This window comes from Massilia sp. CFBP9026 (assembly GCF_034045165.1).
GTDB classification, from domain to species: Bacteria; Pseudomonadota; Gammaproteobacteria; order Burkholderiales; family Burkholderiaceae_D; genus Telluria; species Telluria arenae.
This window is the reverse complement of the sequence record NZ_JAXCWH010000002.1, coordinates 639,570-657,285: the sequence shown is the minus strand read 5'-3', so window position 1 is coordinate 657,285 and position 17,716 is coordinate 639,570. Positions and strand designations below refer to the sequence as shown.

The following is a 17,716-nucleotide window of genomic DNA, read 5'->3' as shown; positions in this document are numbered from 1 at the left end:
TTGCCAACAACGAACGTTTCGTCCAAGTAAATTTCTAACCGGCGGTCACTCGACTTCGCGAGCGGGCTCCGCTACAGTCTGCACACTCGGAATTGCCGTCATCCCGAGACCTCCCTCGCCTCCCGCCACTCACATCACATGGTTCAGCAACATACCAGGCGCCTGTCCGCCGCGTTCGCTACGTGCGCGCTCGCTTTCCTGTCCTCCCACGCCAGCGGCGCCGAAGCGCCGGGCGAGCCGGCCACGCCCACGCCCGTCCTGAAGCTGTCCGGCTTCGGCACGCTGGGCGCGGTGTATGCAGACGCGCGCAGCGCCGACTTCACCGCCTCGGTGCTGCGCGCCGATGGCGCCGGCCATACGCGAGCCTGGAGTCCGGACGTCGACAGCCGCCTCGGCGCCCAGCTCGACCTCGATCTTGGCGCCTGGTCGGGCGTGCTGCAGGTGGTCAGCGAGCAGCGGCTGGACGGCAGCTATGCGCCCCAGCTCGAATGGGCCAATATCAAATACCAGCTTACACCCGACCTGGCCGTGCGCGCCGGCCGCATCGCCCTGCCCGTCTTCCTCGGCGCCGAATCGCGCAAGATCGGCTACACGATTCCCTGGGTGCGCACGCCGGTCGAGGTCTACGGTTCCCTGCCGATCTCCAGCAGCGACGGCCTCGACGCCACCTGGCGCTGGAGCACGGGTTCCGTGCTGCATGCCACCCAGGTATTCGCCGGCCGCACCGACCAGGACTTGCGCAACGGGTTGCGCATCAAGGCCGAGGACATCGTCGGCCTGTCGCACAGCATCGAACGCGGCGCCGTCAGCGCGCGCCTGTCGGCCGCCAGCGGACGCCTGAACACCGCCATCGGCGAGGAATTGTTCACGGTGCTGCGCCGCTTCGGGCCGGCCGGCGACGCACTGGCCAACCGCTACGAGATCAAAGATAAACGCGTCTCCATGGTCAGCATCGGCATGAGCGTCGATCCGGGCGCCTGGTTCGTGACCGCCGAGTGCGGCCGCACCCGCACCGATTCGCTGCTGGGCGGCGGCACGTCGATGTATGTCGGTGCGGGCCTGCGTCGCGGGGCGCTGACCCCTTACGCCGGTTACGCCCAGGTGCGCGCCGACGTCCCGACCCGCGATCCCGGCCTGCCGACCGATGGCCTGCCGCCGCCGCTGGCCGCGGCGGCCGGCCAGATCAACGCCGGCATCAACGATTTCCTGGCGACGATCCCGGTGCAGTCCACCTGGAGCGCCGGCCTGCGCTGGGATGCGGCGACCAATATCGCGCTCAAGCTGCAGCTCGACCGGGTGCGTCCGCGCGAAGGCTCGCGCGGTACGTTGATCAACAACCAGCCCGACCTGCGTCCCGACCGCGCAGTGCACGTCGGCAGCGTGGCCCTGGACTTCGTGTTCTGATGCGCGCGCTCTCTCCTTCCTTGCCATCGGTGCGGCGCCTGCTCGCCATTCTCGCCCTCAGTGCGGCTGCCGCCAACGCCTCGGCCGAACTGGTGGTGGTGGTCTCCAGCCGCAGCCCGGTAGCGGCCATCAACGCCGACCAGGTGGCCGCGATCTTCCTCGGCCATGCCAGCCGCTTCCCGGACGGCACCCAGGCGGTCGCCGTCGACCAGCAGCTCGGCGCGCCGCAGCGCGACAGCTTCTATCGCGAACTCACTGGCAAGACGCCGGCCCTGCTCAAGGCGCACTGGTCGAAGATGGTGTTCACCGGCCGCGGCCAGCCGCCGCGCGAAGCCAGTGGCGACGCCGGCGTGCGCCGCCTGGTGGCCGGAAATCCGGCGATGATCGGCTATATCGAACGCGAGGCGCTCGACGGCTCGGTGCGCGCCGTGCTGGTGCTGCCGTGAGGATGATGAACACGCTTGCGTCCGTCGCCACGCCGTCCGCGCCGTCCGCGCCGTCCCCGAGCCGGGTGCGCCGCACGCCCGCGCGCTGGCTCGCCCTCGCGCTCGAGACCCATATCTCGCTGCCGCTGTTCGCCCTGTTCCTGCTGGGCGCCATGTGGTTCGGCACCCTGCATGTGATCGAGGTGGAGCGCCGCACCGCGGCAGCCGCCGCGCGCGACGCCACCCACGAGCTGCTCGACACCTACGAGGCGCAGATGGCGCGCAGCCTGAGCAACATCGACCAGACCCTGCGCGTGCTGAAATACGCGGTCGAGCAGAACGGCGCGCAAGGCGCCCTGCCCGCGCTGGCGGCCAAGGGACTGCTCCCGCCCGGCCTGGTGTTCCAGGTCGAGATCACCGACAGCCACGGGCGCGTGGTGGCCAGCAATCCGGCTGCCGGCGCGCGCGACCTGTCCGGCGCCAGTTATTTCGAGTTCCACCGCCACATCCGGCACGACCAGCCCTATGTGAGCCAGGCCATCGTCCACCCGCAGGCCGCCGAGCCGCATCTTCATTTCTCGCGCCGCATCGACGACGCCGCCGGCCGCTTCGCCGGGGTGGCCATCGTGGCGGTCGACCCGGCCTATTTCACCAGCTCGTACGAACGCTCGCGCCAGGGCGAACGAGGCCTGCTCGGCCTCGTCGGGGTGGACGGCGTGGTGCGCGCGATGCGCATCGGCGAACAGGTCTCATGGGGCCAGTCCTACACGCCCGGCCCCACCGGCATGGTCGGCCTGCGGGCCTGCCGCATCGATGGCGAGACGCGCTACACCACCACCCGGCCGTTGGGCGGCTTCCCGCTGCTGGCGGTGGCCGGCCTGTCGGAAAACGAACAGATGGCGCAATTTCGCCAGCAGCGGCGCGCCTGGCTGCTGGGAGCCAGCGCCGGCAGCGCGCTGCTGGTGGCGGTGGTGATCCTGGTCAGCGCCTGGTCCTGGCAGCTGGCCAAGGCGCGCCGGCGCGAGCGCCAGGCCCAGGAAACCTATGCCGCGGCCTCGGAAGCCAGTCCCGACGCCTTCTTCGTCCTGCGCAGCATCATGAACCAGCGGGGACGCGTGACCGACTTCACCATCGTCACCACCAACAGCCGCGCCGAACAGCTCACCGGCCTGCGCAAGGAGCAGCTGGCTGGCCAGCGCATGTCGGTGATGCTGCCCGGGGCATTCAGCGCCGGCATCTTCGCCGACCTGGCCACGGTGGCGCTGGACGGCGTCACGCACGAAACCGAATGGCTGGCGCGCGCGCTGCCGCAGGGGGAGCGCTGGCTGTACCGCCAGGCGGTCGCGGTCGAGGACGGCGTCGTGGTCATCGTGCGCGACGTCACCGAGCGCAGGCTGGCCGAAGGGCGCATCCGTCACCTGGCCCACCACGACGACCTGACCGGCCTGCCCAACCGCAGCCTGCTGCGCGAACGCCTGGACGGGGCGATTGCGACTGCGGCCGGCGACGGCAGCGCGGTGGGCCTGGCCTTCATCGACCTCGATGGCTTCAAGCTGGTCAACGATGCACTCGGCCACAACGCCGGCGACGCTCTGTTGAAGGTGGTCGGCGCGCGCATGGCGCGCTGCCTGGGCGCGGGCGACACGCTGGCGCGCTTCGGCGGCGACGAGTTCGTGATCCTGCTGCCCGCCCTGTCGGGCGAGCCGGCCGCCATCGCGCCGCTGCTGGAACAGGTGCGCCAGGCGGTCACCGAACCGGTGCTGGTCGAGGGCCAGGAGGTGCAGGTCAGCTGCAGCATCGGCGTGACCTTCTATCCGCGCGACGGGGTCGACGCCAACGCCCTCATGATGCACGCCGACGTCGCCATGTACCGCGCCAAGGAGCTGGGCAACGACAACGTCCAGTTCTACGCCAGCGAGATGACCGCCAGCATCGACGAGAAGCTGGGCCTGCTGGAGGGCTTGCGTGCGGCATTGGATACCTGCGTGGATACCTGCGTGGATACCTGCGCGGAAGGCTACCCTGGCCCTTGCCAGTTCGAGCTGCTGTACCAGCCCAAGATCGACCTGCGTTCTGGCCGACTGTTCGGCGTCGAGGCGCTGATCCGCTGGCACCATCCGGAACAGGGCCTGGTCTCGCCCGACCGCTTCATCGGCCTGGCCGAAGAGAGCGGCCTGATCGTCCCGATCGGCGAATGGGTGCTGCGCACCGCCTGCGCCCAGAACGTCGCCTGGCGCGCCGCCGGCCTGCCGCCAATCAGCATGTCGGTCAACGTCTCGGCGCGCCAGTTCGAGGACAAGCGCCTGGTCGAGCGCATCGCCGACGCCCTGGGCGCGAGCGGCCTGCCGCCCGAAGACCTCGAGGTCGAGGTGACCGAGAGCCTGATCATGCGCGACCTGGGCCGCTCGGTCGACAAGATGCGCGAGATCGAGGCGATGGGCGTGTCGCTCTCGATCGACGACTTCGGCACCGGCTACTCCAGCCTGTCGGCGCTGAAATCGTTCCCGATCACCCGCCTCAAGATCGACAAGTCCTTCGTCGCCGACCTGGCCAGCTGCGCCGACGACCAGGCGATCGCGCTGGCGGTGATCTCGCTCGGTCATAAACTGGACCTGCGCGTGATCGCCGAGGGCGTCGAGACCGAGCAGCAGCGCGACTTCCTGCGCGCCAACGACTGCGACGAGATGCAGGGCTATCTGTTCAGCCGCCCGCTGCCGGCCCAGGCGCTGGCGCGACTGCTGGCCGACAGCCACGGAGTCGTGGCGTGAAGCCGGTGCGCGACACCACCAGCGTCCTGCTGGGCGCCGAACCCACGCTGCGGCGCATGCTCAATTACTGGATCGCCACCGCCCTGCTGTACCTCGCGGCCATCGTGCTGATGGCGTGCCAGGTGGCGGCCGGCCACACGCCGCGCGCGCCGGCCATGTTGCTGGGCGCAACCGCCGCCGCCGGCACCCTGGTCTCGTATGCGCTGATCCGCTTCAGCGCGGCGCTGGGTCTGGCGCCGGGCGTGCTGGCAACGCTGCAGTCGCTGTTCGCGATCGGCTGCGGCATGGCGGGATATGCGATAGCCGGACCGGTGCGCGCCGCGCTGCTGTGCATGACGGTGGTGATCATCGCCTTCTGCGCCGTCGCCCTGCGCCCGCGCCAGACCATGTTCCTGTCGGCTGTCACGCTGGGCGGCATGGGCAGCGTCATGTGGTGGCTGCAGGCGGGCGACCCGCTGCGCCATCCGCCGGCGGTGGAAGCGATGAACTTCGGCTACCTGACGGCGGCGCTGCTGTCCACCGCCCTGCTGTCGAGCGAGATGACCAAGCTGCGCCGGCGCATGAAGCGCAAGAAGCAGGAACTGGAAAAAGCGCTCGAGACCATCCGCACCCTGGCCACGATCGACGAACTGACGACCCTCGCCAACCGCCGCCACATGAACGAACTCCTCTGCGCCGAGGAGCGGCGCCAGCCGCCCGGCGCGGGCAGCTGCGTGGCCCTGCTCGACATCGACTTCTTCAAGCAGGTCAACGACCGCCACGGGCACGCACTGGGCGACGCCGTGCTGCGCGAGTTCGCCAGCGCCGCGCGCGGCGCGCTGCGCGCCAACGACACGCTGGCGCGCTGGGGCGGCGAGGAATTCCTGCTGCTATTGCCGGACGCGGCGCCGCACGACGCGCGCCAGGTGCTCGAGCGCATGGCCGACCACGTGCATGCCTTGCGGGTCGAGGGACTCGATCCCGCGCGCCGCATCAGTTTTTCGGCCGGCCTGGCCGCACGGCGCACGGGTGAGCCGTTCACCGAGGCGATCAGCCGCGCCGACAAGGCGCTGTACCGGGCCAAGGCGTCGGGGCGCGACCGGATCGAGGTGGCGTAGGGTGGACGGGTCCCCCGTCCACGCGTTCTACCGCCGTTGATCATCCATGAGGCAATCGAAAACCGCTCCAAATGCAGAATTATCCTGCACACGATCCATCGACGCTTACACTGTCTGAATGCGCGGACGGCAAAGCCGTCCACCCTACCGGCTACGGCGCTTATCCGCGCAATCCCCTGGCTTCGGCGTCGGCCTCGACCGCCGCCTGAACCGCGGGCGCCGGCGCCGCCGCGCGCAGGCCCCGGATCAGTTCAACCGGGTCGCTCCCGGCCAGCATCAGTCCCTCGTGCTCGGGCCGCACGAAACCTTCTTCCACTTGGTGGCGCACGAAGGCGCGCAGGCCGTCGTAGAAGCCGTTGACGTTCAAGAGGCCAATCGGCTTGGCGTGGATGCCCAGCTGGGCCCAGGTGACCATCTCGAACAGCTCTTCCAGCGTGCCCATCCCGCCCGGCATGGCGATGAAGCCTTCCGACAGGTCCGACATCATCGCCTTGCGCTCGTGCATGTCCTTGACCACGAACAGGCGGGTCAGGCCGGCGTGGCCGACCTCGCGCTCGACCAGCGCGCGCGGGATCACGCCGGTGGCTTCGCCGCCCAGACGCAGCACCTCGTCGGCGATCACGCCCATCAGGCCGACCTTGCCGCCGCCATAGACCAGGGCGATATTGTGCTCGACCATGGCGCGCGCCAGGCCGCGCGCGGCGTCGGCGTACACAGGATTGACGCCGTGCGCGGCGCCGCAATAGACGGCCAGGGATTTCATGGATAAAACCTCAGAAGAAGTCGGCGCCCGGCTTGGCGTCGGCCGACAGTTTTTGGAGATAGTCGTCGGACAGCTTCTCGAACAGCACCCGGGTCTCGCCGCACAGGTAGGGCCCGACCATCGACAGCACCTGGTAGCAGCCGCGCGCCAGCGCATCGGCGATGGCCTGCTGCTCGCTGTACTTGCGCGGGTTGCGCACGTATTCGAACGACAGCCAGTAGGTCGCCACCACCACCATATTGGTCGCCATGGCGCCGATCTGCTGGTCGGAGGCCTCGAGCGAGCCTTCGCTGCGCAGGTCTTCGCACAGCTGGCGCGCGACCTTGATCTTGTGGGCGTGGATGGCCTTGAAGTGCAGTTCGAGCTTGCGGTTGCGCGACAGCAGGTCGTTCAGGTCGCGGTAGAAGAAGCGGTAGCGCCAGATCAGCTTGAACATATGGTGCAGGTACAGCCACACGTCTTCCATGTTCGAGCGGCGCCCGGCCGGCACCGCGAGCACGCGCTCGATTTCCGCCTCGAACTGGACGAAGATCGAATTGACGATGTCGTCCTTGTTGCGGAAATGGTAGTACAGATTGCCGGGCGAGATATTCATCTCCTCGGCAATGACGGTCGTCGTGATATTGGGCTCACCGAACTCGTTGAACAGCCTGAGCGACAGCTCGAGGATGCGTTCGCGGGTGCGGCGCGGGGCTTTTTGTTGCATGTAGGCCGAAGTTAATAGTGCATTACCGCAAGGATAACATCGAACGGTCGTTCGATGAATCTTTCGATCGGCGCTATCGCATCGCCCCCGTTCAGGCGGCGGCGCGCTGGCTCTGCAGGCGGAAGGCTTCGTCGATCCGTTCGCGCAGGGTGCGCGCGCCCAGCGGCTTGACGTAGTGGTCGTCGGCCACGCCGCTGGCGATCGCCGCCTCGATCTCGGAGAGGTCGGGCTGGCCGGACAGCATCAGGCGCACGGTCTTGGGATAGCGCTCGGCGGCGCGCGCCAGCACTTCGGTGCCGCGCATGCCGGGCATGGCCTGGTCGCACAGGATCACCTCGACCGCTTCGTGGTCGAGCACGTCCAGCGCCTCTTCGCCCGAGCAGGCGCTGAGTATGCGGTAGGGCTGGCCGACCAGCATGTCGTTCAGCACACCCAGCATGAAACGGTCGTCGTCGACCAGCAGCAGCGTGCGTTCTTCAAGCGCGGCGCTGGATCCCTGACTGGGCGCTTGAGCTGGCACGGGCACTGGCTGGGATGCCGGCACGCTGGAGGCAGCAGGCGCGGCAGCCAGGAAGGCTTCGAGCTCGGCGACGAAACTCTCCGGTTCGATCGGTTTACTGATGTAGCCGTCGAAGCCGGCGGCCAGCACCTTCTCCCGGTCGCCCGCCATCGCCAGCGCGGTCACGGCCAGGATCGGCACGCCGGACAGCGACGGGTCGGTCTTGAGCGCGGCCAGCACCGCGAAGCCATCCATGCCGGGCAAGTTGACGTCGCAGGCGATCAGGTCGGGCCGCTCGCTGCGCGCGGCGGCCACGCCACGCGGGCCGTCGGCGGCCGATAGCGGCGTGTGGCCATAGGCGCCGAGCAGGAACGACATCAGCTCGATGTTTGCTGGGTTGTCTTCGATGATGAGGATACGGGCCACGATGGTGCTCCGGGAGTGCGATGTTGACATCACTGTACCACGCGGTGGGGCCGCCGTGAGTCAGCTAATTGACTCCTTATTGATGGTGCATTGCGGCAGTCGCCGCACGGTCGCTGCACATGGCCTCGATCTCGCCCATGACCATGGCCAGCACACGCGGGTTGCGGCCGAGCGCCACGTGGCCCACGCCGCCCAGCGCCAGGTTGCGCGCGCCCGGCAGTTCGCTCGAGGTCTGCGGCGCGATGATGTTGTCGTGGTGGCTGTAGATCGAGACGATCCGCGCCCGCAGCTCGGGCGCTTCGCCGCCCGCGAGCGCGCCGAGCCAGGCGCATTCGGGTCCGGCCACGCCCATGCGCCGCATCTGGCCCGCATTGATGCCCAGGCCGAAGGCGGCCAGGCAGGTGCCGTGGTGCGGCGTGCCGAGCGTGATGAGGCGCGCCACCCGCCCCACGCCGTGGGTGCGCATCCAGGCGCGCGCCGCCAGCCCGCCCATGCTGTGGGCGACCACGATCAGCTGCGCCGCGCCGGCCTGCGCGCACAGCTGCTGCGCCGCTTCCTCGATGCGCGCGGCATAACCATCGATGTCGCCGGTCAGCGGCTCCAGGTCGAGCGTGGCGTGGCTGATGCGCGCCGCATCCAGCCGCGGCGCCAGATGGGCCCAGTAGCCGCTGTTGCAGCCGTAGCCGTGCACCAGCAGCACCGGCGGCGCCGTCGAGCCGGGATGGATGCGGGTGTGCGCCCGCGCGCGCGGCATGTGCCAGGAAGTCATCAGCATGCTGGTGCTGAATTCTTCCCAGACCATTTTCAGGGCGGCGCCCGGGGTAACCCGATACTCGGACGGCGTCGGGCTGGCGGCGCGCGCCGCCATCAGGAAGTTGTTGGTATTGATAAGCAGGCGCACCAGCGCCACGCTGCCCAGCCCCAGCGCGGCGGCCTGCCAGCCATTCATCCCGAGCCAATGCATGCCGGCCGCGCCGATGCCGAGCGCCGCCAGCGCCTGCACCAGCAGGAGCCATCGCAGCAGGATGCGCGAGCTCATGCCAGCGCCACCGCCGGGCGGCCCGTCAGGCTGGCCGCCAGGCCGCTCGCCAGGCGCGCCGTGATGGCGTAGATGGTCAGCTGCGGATTGGCGCCGAGCGAGGTCGGGAACAGCGAGCCGTCATGCACCGACACGTTCGCCAATCCCCGGTAACGCCCGTTGGGATCGACCACGCCGCGGCGCTCGTCGCCGTCCATGGCGCAGCCGCCCATCACATGGGCCGAGACCACGCGCGTGACGTGGGCGCGCTGCGGCAGGGTCGCGATCTCGCGCCGCGCCTCGGCCCAGGAACGGTAGCGCTGGGCCTTCTCGTGCGCCGGCTGCACGGTGCGGGCGCCGGCCGCGAACTGGATCTCGGCCATGGAGAGCAGCGCGCGGCGCGCGCCGTCCCACAGGTAGTCGTTCAGTTCGTAATCGAGCTCGCCGCTGCCGTCGCTACGCAGGCGCACGGCGCCGCCGGGCGACTCGTCATGGAAGCCATCGCGCAACAGCGCCAGCATGCCGCCCAGGTGGGCCAGGTCGCGCATCGCCGCCGCATGCTGTTCGCCGAAGCCGCTCATCATGGTGGCCGCCATCAGCGGATGCACCGGCGGCGTCTCGAGCATATAGCCCATCGGGCCGTCGATCGGATCGCGCGACAGGAAGTGGTCGGAATACACGCTCTGCGGCGCCCCGGCCCAGCCCTCGACCCGCTTTTCGTAAAAGGCAGCCGAGATCAGGGTCGGATGCAGGAAGGTGCGCTTGCCGAGCTGTCCGCTGGGATCGGGCGCCTTCGAACGCAGCAGCAGCGCCGGGGTATTGATGGCGCCGCCCGCAACCACGAAGTGGCGCGCGCGCAGGCACAGCTCGCGCCCGCTCGGCAGCACGCCGTCCGCGCCGAGCGCGCTGCAGACCAGTTCCTCGGCCTTCTGGCCGCGCAGCCGCAGGCGTTCGGCGCGCGCCCGTGTAATCAGCATGGCGCCGTTATCGAGCGCCGCCGGGATGCTGGTGACCAGCATCGACTGCTTGGCATTGGTGGGGCAACCCATGCCGCAATAGCCCAGGTTCCAGCAGCCCTGCACGTTGCGCCGGATGGCGGCGCTGGAAATACCGAGTTTTTCCGCGCCGCGGCGCAGGATGGCGTTGTTCTCGTTCGGCCCCACCAGCCAGTCGACCACGCCGGTGCGGCGCTCGGCCATGGCGAACCAAGGCGCCAGCTCGTCGTTCGATGCGAATGCCAGGCCGTGGTGATCGCGCCACCAGTCCAGCGTCGGCTGCGGCGTGCGAAAGCTCGAGGTCCAGTTGACCGTGGTCGAGCCGCCGACGGCGCGGCCCTGCAAGATGTTGATCGCCTTGTCGGCCGTCTTGCGCGCGGCCGACTCCTGGTACAACTGCGGGTAGGCGTCGGCCTCGCGCATCTGAAAATCGCGCGAGGATTTCAAGGGGCCTTCTTCTACCACGATCACCGACAGGCCGGACCGGGCCAGGATCTCGGCGCTGATGGCGCCGCCGGCGCCGCTGCCGACGATGACGACGTCGGCCTCCAGGGTGCGGTCCTGCTCGAGCGTCGAGGCGTCGATCGTGCGCCAGCCTCGCTTGAGGCCAGCCTCGATCGGATCGGGAATGCGGCCCGTCATGCCGGCACCCGTGGCGGGCCGGGATAACCGATCGCCTCCCAGCTGGCCGGCCGGGCATACCAGGCGCCCAGCACCAGGTCGTGCAGCGCGCCGTAGGCGCTGCGCATCATGCCGAAGCGATGCACGCGCCATTCCTGCAGGAAGGCGCTGACGTGGGCGATATCGGCGCTCTCCCAGCCGGTCGGCACGCCGGTGAGCAGGCGCCGCGCCGGACGCAGGGCCAGCAGGCCGAACAAATCCTGCACTTCTTCCTGCGTGGCTTGCGGCAGGCCGCGAATGGCGGCTTCGACGGCGTCGATGGCGGCGCCCAGCTGGCGCTGGCGGCGGCCCGGGTCGTGGGCCAGCGCGCCGTCCAGGATGGCCGGTGCGATCGCATGCAGGGCGGCGCGCGCCTCGCCGTCGAGCGCGAAGCCATGCGGTGCTTGCTGACGCGTGGCGCGGTACCAGGCGCCGCCGGTGCCCAGCGCCAGCGCGGCAAGGCCGCCGACGGCGAGGAAGGTCCGGCGCGAGGTGCTGCCTGACTTGTTGCGTGTATTGCGTGAATTCGCCATGCCCTCAGTGTACGCCATGCGGCCGTACGGACAGCGTGCAATACGGCTCAGCGCGGAGGCCGGTCCTTCAGGATCGCGCTCGCGATGCCGCGCAGGATGTTGACTTCTTCGGTCTCGAGGCCGGTGCGCGCGAACAGGCGCTTCAGGCGCGGCATCAGCTTCTTGGGACTGTCGGCGTTCAGGAAGCCGATCGCGACCAGCGCCTGTTCGAGGTGCGCATACATGCCGTCGACCTGGGTCACGCTTGCCGCCTCGCCGTGGAAGCCCACGCCACGCGCGTCGATGCCGTCGCCCACTGCCGCCATGCGCGCCTCATAGGCCAGCACCTGGGCCGCCTGCGACAGGTTGAGCGACGAGTAGTCCGGGTTGGCCGGGATGTTGATCAGAACGTTGCAGCTTTCGACGATCCCGTTCGGCAGGCCGACCCGCTCGTTGCCGAACACGATGGCCGGGCGCAGGTCGGGCTGGCTGCCGGCGTGAATCGCGAAGGCGCGCGGAGTCCAGACCGGCGGCGAGAATTCGCGCAGGCGGGCCGAGACGGCGGCGGCGAAGTTGCAGCCGTCCAGCGCCCCGTTGATGTCGGCGACGATGCGCGCGTTGGAGAGCACGTCGATGGCGCCGCTGGCGAAGGCCACCGCTTCGGGGTCGGTCAGCGGGTTCTCGCATTTGGGAGCGACCAGCACCAGGTCGCTGAAGCCCATCGTCTTCATGGCGCGCGCCACCGAGCCGACGTTGCCGGCGCGGCTGGTCTCGACCAGGACGAAGCGCAGGCGTTTAAAAAGAGAAGTGTCGGTTTGGGTCGGGTTCATTTACAATAGCGACCATCGCGCATTGCGGACGGTTTTTCAAGATGGCGGGGACAAGCCCGCGATTGTAGCCGTTTCGACACTGCCCTGCTCTTTAATCACTCTTCAATAGCTGATCGTTCACGACGCCCCATGGTGCGTGAGTGGGCGTTCGCGTTTTTTACGGATAAGCCTCCATGCACCCAATGCTCAACACGGCCATCAAGGCCGCCCGCCGCGCCGCCACCGTCATCAACCGTGCGTCCTTCGATATCGATCGCATCGTCGTCTCTGAGAAGCAACACAACGATTTCGTCACCGACGTCGACCAGGCGGCGGAGCAAGCGATCGTCGAGACCCTGCTCAAGGCCTATCCCGACCACGCCATCCTGGCGGAAGAAAGCGGCGCTTCCAGCAATCTGAACGACGAGAGTGAAAACGTGTGGATCATCGACCCGATCGATGGCACCACCAACTTCCTGCACGGCTATCCCAACTACTGCATCTCGATCGCGCTCAAGCAGCGCGGCGTGATCACCAACGGCCTGGTCTACGACCCGGTCCGCAACGACCTGTTCACCGCAACCAAGGGCGCCGGCGCCTACCTGAACGACAAGCGCATCCGCGTGCGCTCTACCGAGCGTATCGGCCGCGCCCTGCTGTCAGCTGGCCACGGGCCCGATCCACGCGCGCTGGCCGAATACCTGCGCATGTACGAAGTGGTCGCCTCGCGCAGCCACGGCGTGCGCAGCGGCGGCTCGGCGGCGCTGGAACTGGCGAACGTCGCGGCCGGCCGCATCGACGGCTATTTCGAAAAAGGCCTCAAGGTCTGGGATATCGCGGCCGGCGCCCTGCTCGTGACCGAAGCGGGCGGCATCGTCGGCGAATTCGACGGCGAGTCCGATTACCTGAACAAGGGCGACGTGATCGCCGCCGGCCCGAAGGTTTTCGGCGCGCTGGTCCCGCTGCTTTCGCCTTTCGCGTAAAATACCACTTGTACTGGTCGGGCTACTGGCAGGCTGCGCTTGCCGGTAGCCCGCTTGCTTTTGACCAGGCGTCTTACAAAGCATTACATAGTAATGGCGCAAAAACTTTCTATGGTGAAACTAACTTCACTATAATTCCTGCTAACCGCCTTGCGCGGCAGCGTCCGGGCGAGCGCTTGATTGCGCGCCCGCATCAACCCGATTCCAGGACTTGCCGCCACTGTGGCGACGGGCCGTTTTTTACTGAAAAATCTATGTCATTCTCTTCACTTGGTCTCTCTGACGCGATCGTGCGCGCGGTGACCGAACAAGGTTATACCGCCCCGACGCCGATCCAGAGCCAGGCCATCCCGGCCGTCCTGAACGGCGGCGACCTGCTGGCCGGCGCCCAGACCGGCACCGGCAAGACCGCCGGCTTCACCCTGCCGATCCTGCACCGCCTGTCGAGCGACGCCGTGGGCGCCGCCCAGCGCAACAAGACCGCGCCGCGCGTCATCCGCGCGCTGGTGCTGACCCCGACCCGCGAGCTCGCGGCCCAGGTCGAGGAAAGCGTGCGCCTGTACGGCAAGTATACGAACCTGAATTCGGCCGTGATCTTCGGCGGCGTCGGCATCAACCCGCAAATCAAGCTGCTCAAGCATGGCGTCGACATCCTGGTCGCCACCCCGGGCCGCCTGCTGGACCACGCGGGCCAGGGCACGATCGACCTGTCGAAGATCGAAATCCTGATCCTGGACGAAGCCGACCGCATGCTGGACATGGGCTTCATCCACGACATCCGCAAAGTGCTGGCCCTGCTGCCGCCGAAGCGCCAGAACCTGCTGTTCTCGGCCACCTTCTCGGACGACATCAAGGCACTGGCCGACCGCCTGCTGAACAATCCGCAATCGATCGAAGTGGCACGCCGCAACTCGACCGTGGAAGTGATCGCGCAAAAAATCCACCCGGTGGACCGCGACAAGAAGCACCCGATGCTGGCGCACCTGATCAAGTCGAACAACTGGACCCAGGTGCTGGTGTTTACCCGCACCAAGCATGGCGCCAACAAGCTGGTGGAACAGCTGGGCAAGGACGGCATCGGCGCGATGGCAATCCACGGCAACAAGAGCCAGTCGGCGCGCACCAAGGCGCTGGCCGAGTTCAAGGATGGCAGCCTGCAAGTGCTGGTGGCCACCGACATCGCGGCGCGCGGCATCGACATCGACCAGCTGCCGCACGTGGTGAACTATGACCTGCCGAACGTGCCGGAAGACTATGTGCACCGCATTGGCCGTACAGGCCGTGCCGGCGCGACGGGCGAGGCGGTGTCGCTGGTCTGCGTGGACGAGCACCAGATGCTGAAAGACATCGAAAAGCTGATCAAGCAAACCCTGCCGCGCGCCGTGATCCCCGGCTTCGAGCCCGACCTGAACGCCAAACCGCAACCGATCCAGCTGCGTAGCGGTGCCCCAGGCCATACGGGCCGCGGCGGCCGTCCAGGCGGCGGCCGTGGCCACGGTGGTGGTGGTGGTGGCGGCGGTGGCGGCAACAAACCGCGCACCCCCGGCACCGGCGCCCCCGCCGCCAGCGCAAAGCGCCACAACGGCCCCCGCCCCGCCTCCGCCGTCCGCCGCGACCGCTAATCCCCTGAGGGCCCTTGAGGGTCCCCTGAGGGTCCCCTAAGGGTCCCCTAAGGGTCAGAGTCGAATTATTGGGAAAGATTGTCACACCGCCCAATTCGCCGACTTTACCCTCAGCTTGTTTCAGCCAATTTATTACCCAATAATTAGGGTCAGAGTCGAATTAAGTGACAACTTTCGAATGTTGTCATTTAATTCGACTCTGACCCTAATTTATTTATTTTCTCCGCTCTATTGAATCGCCCGTCTTTCGGGAACATCGATTCATCCTGCTAATTTTTCTGCCAATTCTCACCAAAGCCTTATTCGCAGGCCATTTTTGACCTCCAAATTAATTAGGGTCAGAGTCGAATTATTGGCCAATGGCTATGATTCAAATTAGCGGTGAAAACGTATTGAGACAGGCATTCCATCAGTAATTTACTCAAAAATTAGGGTCAGAGTTGAATTGTTTGATAACTTTGAAAGTTGTCATTTAATTCGACTCTGACCCTAATTGTGTGTGGTGTCGGGCGGATTGCGAGGGGGAATTGATAATTGGCAAGGTGGGAAGGTGCGGGGCTGGAAGAATGGGGTTTTGGGGCTGGTGGGCGGGAGGGTCGCGATGCTGCGTCGACTTGCGGTGGGGCTGGTGGTTGGGTTTGGTGTGCTGCTCGGTGGCTGCGCTTCCAATGGGTCGGTCAGTTTGCAGGAGGTGCGCGAGTTCGCGGATGCCTCGGCCAAGCTGGGTGGGTATGCGGAATTGTCGCGGCGGTATCGTGACACCTACGAGCGCGAGCAGCCCTATCTGTCGCCGCAGGCCGAGCGCATCGCGCGCGAGAACGATGTGCGGCGACGCGCCGTCTATGACGACTTTGTCGCCATCCAGAAGACGCTGGTCCTCTATATGCAAACGCTCAGCCTGCTCGCGGGCGACGGGCGCTACGATTTGTCGGAACGGATCGATGATTTGGGCAATGGGCTCAAGGCGAATGCGGAATCGGGCTTGCAGCAGCGGCATGTGGCGGCGTATACGGGGATGACCCGGCTGCTCACGCGCGTGATCGCCTCGGGGTACCAGAACCGCAGCGTCGAGACGATGGTGCGCGACGGCGATGCGGATGTGCAGGTACTGCTCGATGCCATGATCTCGCTCACCCGCCTCTATTACAAGACCAACGAGAATGAAAAGAAGACCGTGCTCGGCATCTTCGATGTGGAGCTTCCGTTTTCGAACCGTAACACCGATCGCATGCTCGTTACCCTGGCCAAGGTGCACTACCTGAACAAGTCGACCGAGTACAAGCTGATCGACCGCCGCTATGAGCTGGCGCTGCAGGGACTCACCAAGGTGGCGCTCGGCCACCAGAAGATGCGCGAGAACATGAACAAGCTGACGGGCGACGAGACACGGCGCATGCTCGCCAACTATGCGCGCGACCTGCGCCTGATCCGCGACGGACTGAACGGCGATTGAGGAGGACGGCATGCAGGAGTCATCACACGACAAGACCAACCCGCGGGATGCGGGCGCAGCGCAGGGCGACACTACTCCAGCCCAGGCCGCCCCTACCGCCAGCGTCCAGGCCGCAGCCCCCGCCAATTCCGGCGCCGACGCCGCCAAAACTGCCCACGGTGTCGGCGGTGGCGGCTTGTCCAGCATGCAGCAGGTGGTCGAACTGGCCGATGGCCTGTCGACGATCGCCGATCGCCTGCACGAACGCATCCTGCGCGAGATCCGCAGCTACGACGGCCGCGGCGTCCCCGTGCAGGTGCAGGACGCCATGCGCCGCCTGCTGGACGATGAAATGGTCTTGCGCCAGCGCGCCAATACTTTATATGCCGACGCCGCCGCCTTCGTCATCCAGGGCCTGGGCCAACCGCAAAGCCGGGTCAATGCCCTCACCGCTGCAGCCGCCGAAAAGATCCGGCGCATCGGCGTGATCGGCGAAGTCACCGGCCTCGTCGGCGGCCTGCTGTCCCTGGCCGGCGCCGTCGCCAGCGGCCAGCCGACGCCGATCGTGCTGGCCCTCGAGAAAATCCAGTTGCACAGCACCACCCTCGATGCGCTCACGCCGCCGACGGCCGCGGCCTGAGCCGCGGATAGCGAGCGGCCACCCTCAATACATATGCTGCCCGCCATTGATCGCAATATTGGCGCCGGTCAGATAGCCCGCCAGGTCCGACACCAGATAGGCCACCAGCCCCGCCACTTCCGCCGGCTTGCCCAGCCTGCCGACGGGGATTTGCGGCAGGATGCGGTCGCGCAGCACGTCTTGCGGCACTTTTTCCACCATGGCGGTGTCCAGGTAGCCGGGCGAGACCGTGTTGACCGTGACCCCGTGGCGGGCTACTTCGAGCGCCAGTGACTTGGTGAAGCCATGCATGCCAGCCTTGGCTGCGGCGTAATTTGCCTGCCCGAAAGCACCCTGCTGGCCATTGACCGAAGAGATATTGATGATGCGTCCCCAGCGCTGCCCGATCATCGACTCGAGCACCGGCCGGGTCATATTGAATACGCTGTCGAGATTGGCGCCCATGACCGTATGCCAGTCGTCCTGGCTCATCTTGCGCATGCTGCGGTCGCGCGTGATGCCGGCGTTATTGACCAGGACGTCGATGCGGCCGAGGTCACTTAGCACCTGGCCCACGACGTTTTCGCAGGCATTGCCGTTGGAGACGTCGAGCTCATAGGCCCGCACCTTGATCCCGTCCGCCTCCTGGCCGGCCAGCCAGGCGTCGCGGCGCCCATTCTGCGGCGAGTGCGTCGCCGCCACCAGGAACCCTTCCGCATGCAGGCGCCGGCACAGCGCCGTACCAAGCCCACCCATCGCCCCCGTCACCAGGGCTACCCGCTTCCCGGATACCCGCCTGTCCTGCCTTGCTACCGTGTCTCCTGCCATGTCTCACTCCTATTCTCGTTGGCGCCGATGGCGCGACTGCGAGCATCCGAGTGTAGGGAAACGACAACAGTAGGTTGTTGATTAGGATCAAGTGTGAACGGGGCAAAGCCCATGTGCAAAGAGCAGCGCAGCAAACACGGTGCGCCGCAT

The 17,716-nt window shown here is 67.1% G+C and carries 16 protein-coding genes; 8 read left to right on the top strand and 8 right to left on the bottom strand.

The window, feature by feature from the left end; all coding sequences use genetic code 11:
- The first annotated feature begins 138 nt into the window (after positions 1–138).
- The 4 genes from SOM28_RS07235 to SOM28_RS07220 are packed head-to-tail and all read left to right on the top strand — an operon-like array spanning position 139 to position 5,694.
- A complete protein-coding gene (locus tag SOM28_RS07235) occupies positions 139–1,404 on the top strand; it encodes a hypothetical protein (protein WP_123071011.1) in 1,266 nt (421 codons plus the stop codon).
- Entirely contained in the window at positions 1,404–1,850 is a 447-nt protein-coding gene (locus tag SOM28_RS07230) for a phosphate ABC transporter substrate-binding protein (RefSeq protein ID WP_123071010.1), read from the top strand. The genes SOM28_RS07235 and SOM28_RS07230 overlap by 1 nt, the downstream gene beginning before the upstream one ends.
- A 5-nt stretch (positions 1,851–1,855) precedes the next feature.
- On the top strand, positions 1,856–4,597 hold the full coding sequence (locus tag SOM28_RS07225; protein WP_320467830.1) for a bifunctional diguanylate cyclase/phosphodiesterase: 2,742 nt from the start codon (positions 1,856–1,858) through the stop codon (positions 4,595–4,597).
- Positions 4,594–5,694 carry a diguanylate cyclase gene (locus tag SOM28_RS07220; RefSeq protein WP_320467698.1) on the top strand — a complete coding sequence of 367 codons (1,101 nt, stop codon included), beginning with the start codon at positions 4,594–4,596 and terminating at the stop codon, positions 5,692–5,694. The genes SOM28_RS07225 and SOM28_RS07220 overlap by 4 nt, the downstream gene beginning before the upstream one ends.
- A gap of 160 nt (positions 5,695–5,854) precedes the next feature.
- Here the strand turns inward: SOM28_RS07220 and SOM28_RS07215 are convergent, their stop codons facing one another.
- The 7 genes from SOM28_RS07215 to SOM28_RS07185 form a co-directional block, all read right to left on the bottom strand.
- A complete protein-coding gene (locus SOM28_RS07215) occupies positions 5,855–6,457 on the bottom strand; it encodes an LOG family protein (protein ID WP_320467697.1) in 603 nt (200 codons plus the stop codon).
- 10 nt (positions 6,458–6,467) lie between these two features.
- A complete protein-coding gene (locus tag SOM28_RS07210) occupies positions 6,468–7,163 on the bottom strand; it encodes a TetR/AcrR family transcriptional regulator (RefSeq protein ID WP_123070826.1) in 696 nt (231 codons plus the stop codon).
- 91 nt (positions 7,164–7,254) lie between these two features.
- On the bottom strand, positions 7,255–8,088 hold the full coding sequence (locus SOM28_RS07205; RefSeq protein ID WP_320467696.1) for a response regulator: 834 nt from the start codon (positions 8,086–8,088) through the stop codon (positions 7,255–7,257).
- Positions 8,089–8,164: 76 nt separating this feature from the next.
- A complete protein-coding gene (locus SOM28_RS07200) occupies positions 8,165–9,127 on the bottom strand; it encodes an esterase/lipase family protein (RefSeq protein ID WP_320467695.1) in 963 nt (320 codons plus the stop codon).
- Positions 9,124–10,743: a GMC family oxidoreductase gene (locus SOM28_RS07195; protein WP_320467694.1), complete on the bottom strand. Its 1,620-nt coding sequence runs from the start codon at positions 10,741–10,743 to the stop codon at positions 9,124–9,126. The genes SOM28_RS07200 and SOM28_RS07195 overlap by 4 nt, the downstream gene beginning before the upstream one ends.
- The gene (locus SOM28_RS07190; RefSeq protein WP_320467693.1) at positions 10,740–11,294 is read right to left on the bottom strand and encodes a hypothetical protein; all 555 of its coding nucleotides are present in this window, start codon (positions 11,292–11,294) and stop codon (positions 10,740–10,742) included. Before SOM28_RS07190 ends, SOM28_RS07195 begins: the two co-directional genes overlap by 4 nt.
- Positions 11,295–11,341: 47 nt before the next feature.
- Positions 11,342–12,103 carry an RNA methyltransferase gene (locus SOM28_RS07185; protein WP_320467692.1) on the bottom strand — a complete coding sequence of 254 codons (762 nt, stop codon included), beginning with the start codon at positions 12,101–12,103 and terminating at the stop codon, positions 11,342–11,344.
- 182 nt (positions 12,104–12,285) lie between these two features.
- On the opposite strand from SOM28_RS07185, the gene SOM28_RS07180 reads away from it, so the two are divergent.
- The 4 genes from SOM28_RS07180 to SOM28_RS07165 all read left to right on the top strand — a co-directional run bounded on the left by SOM28_RS07180 (position 12,286) and on the right by SOM28_RS07165 (position 16,759).
- Positions 12,286–13,065, top strand: a complete 780-nt coding sequence (locus SOM28_RS07180; protein ID WP_123071764.1) for an inositol monophosphatase family protein — start codon at positions 12,286–12,288, stop codon at positions 13,063–13,065.
- Positions 13,066–13,319: 254 nt separating this feature from the next.
- Complete coding sequence (locus SOM28_RS07175) at positions 13,320–14,687, top strand: DEAD/DEAH box helicase (RefSeq protein ID WP_320467691.1); 1,368 nt, start codon at positions 13,320–13,322, stop codon at positions 14,685–14,687.
- Positions 14,688–15,288: 601 nt separating this feature from the next.
- Complete coding sequence (locus tag SOM28_RS07170) at positions 15,289–16,140, top strand: hypothetical protein (RefSeq protein ID WP_320467690.1); 852 nt, start codon at positions 15,289–15,291, stop codon at positions 16,138–16,140.
- Positions 16,141–16,150: 10 nt separating this feature from the next.
- Positions 16,151–16,759, top strand: coding sequence for a hypothetical protein (locus tag SOM28_RS07165; protein ID WP_320467689.1), 609 nt, complete (start codon positions 16,151–16,153; stop codon positions 16,757–16,759).
- 24 nt (positions 16,760–16,783) lie between these two features.
- Here SOM28_RS07165 and phbB read toward each other — a convergent pair whose 3' ends face one another.
- Complete coding sequence (gene phbB, locus SOM28_RS07160) at positions 16,784–17,566, bottom strand: acetoacetyl-CoA reductase (protein ID WP_320467688.1); 783 nt, start codon at positions 17,564–17,566, stop codon at positions 16,784–16,786.
- Positions 17,567–17,716: the final 150 nt, after the last annotated feature.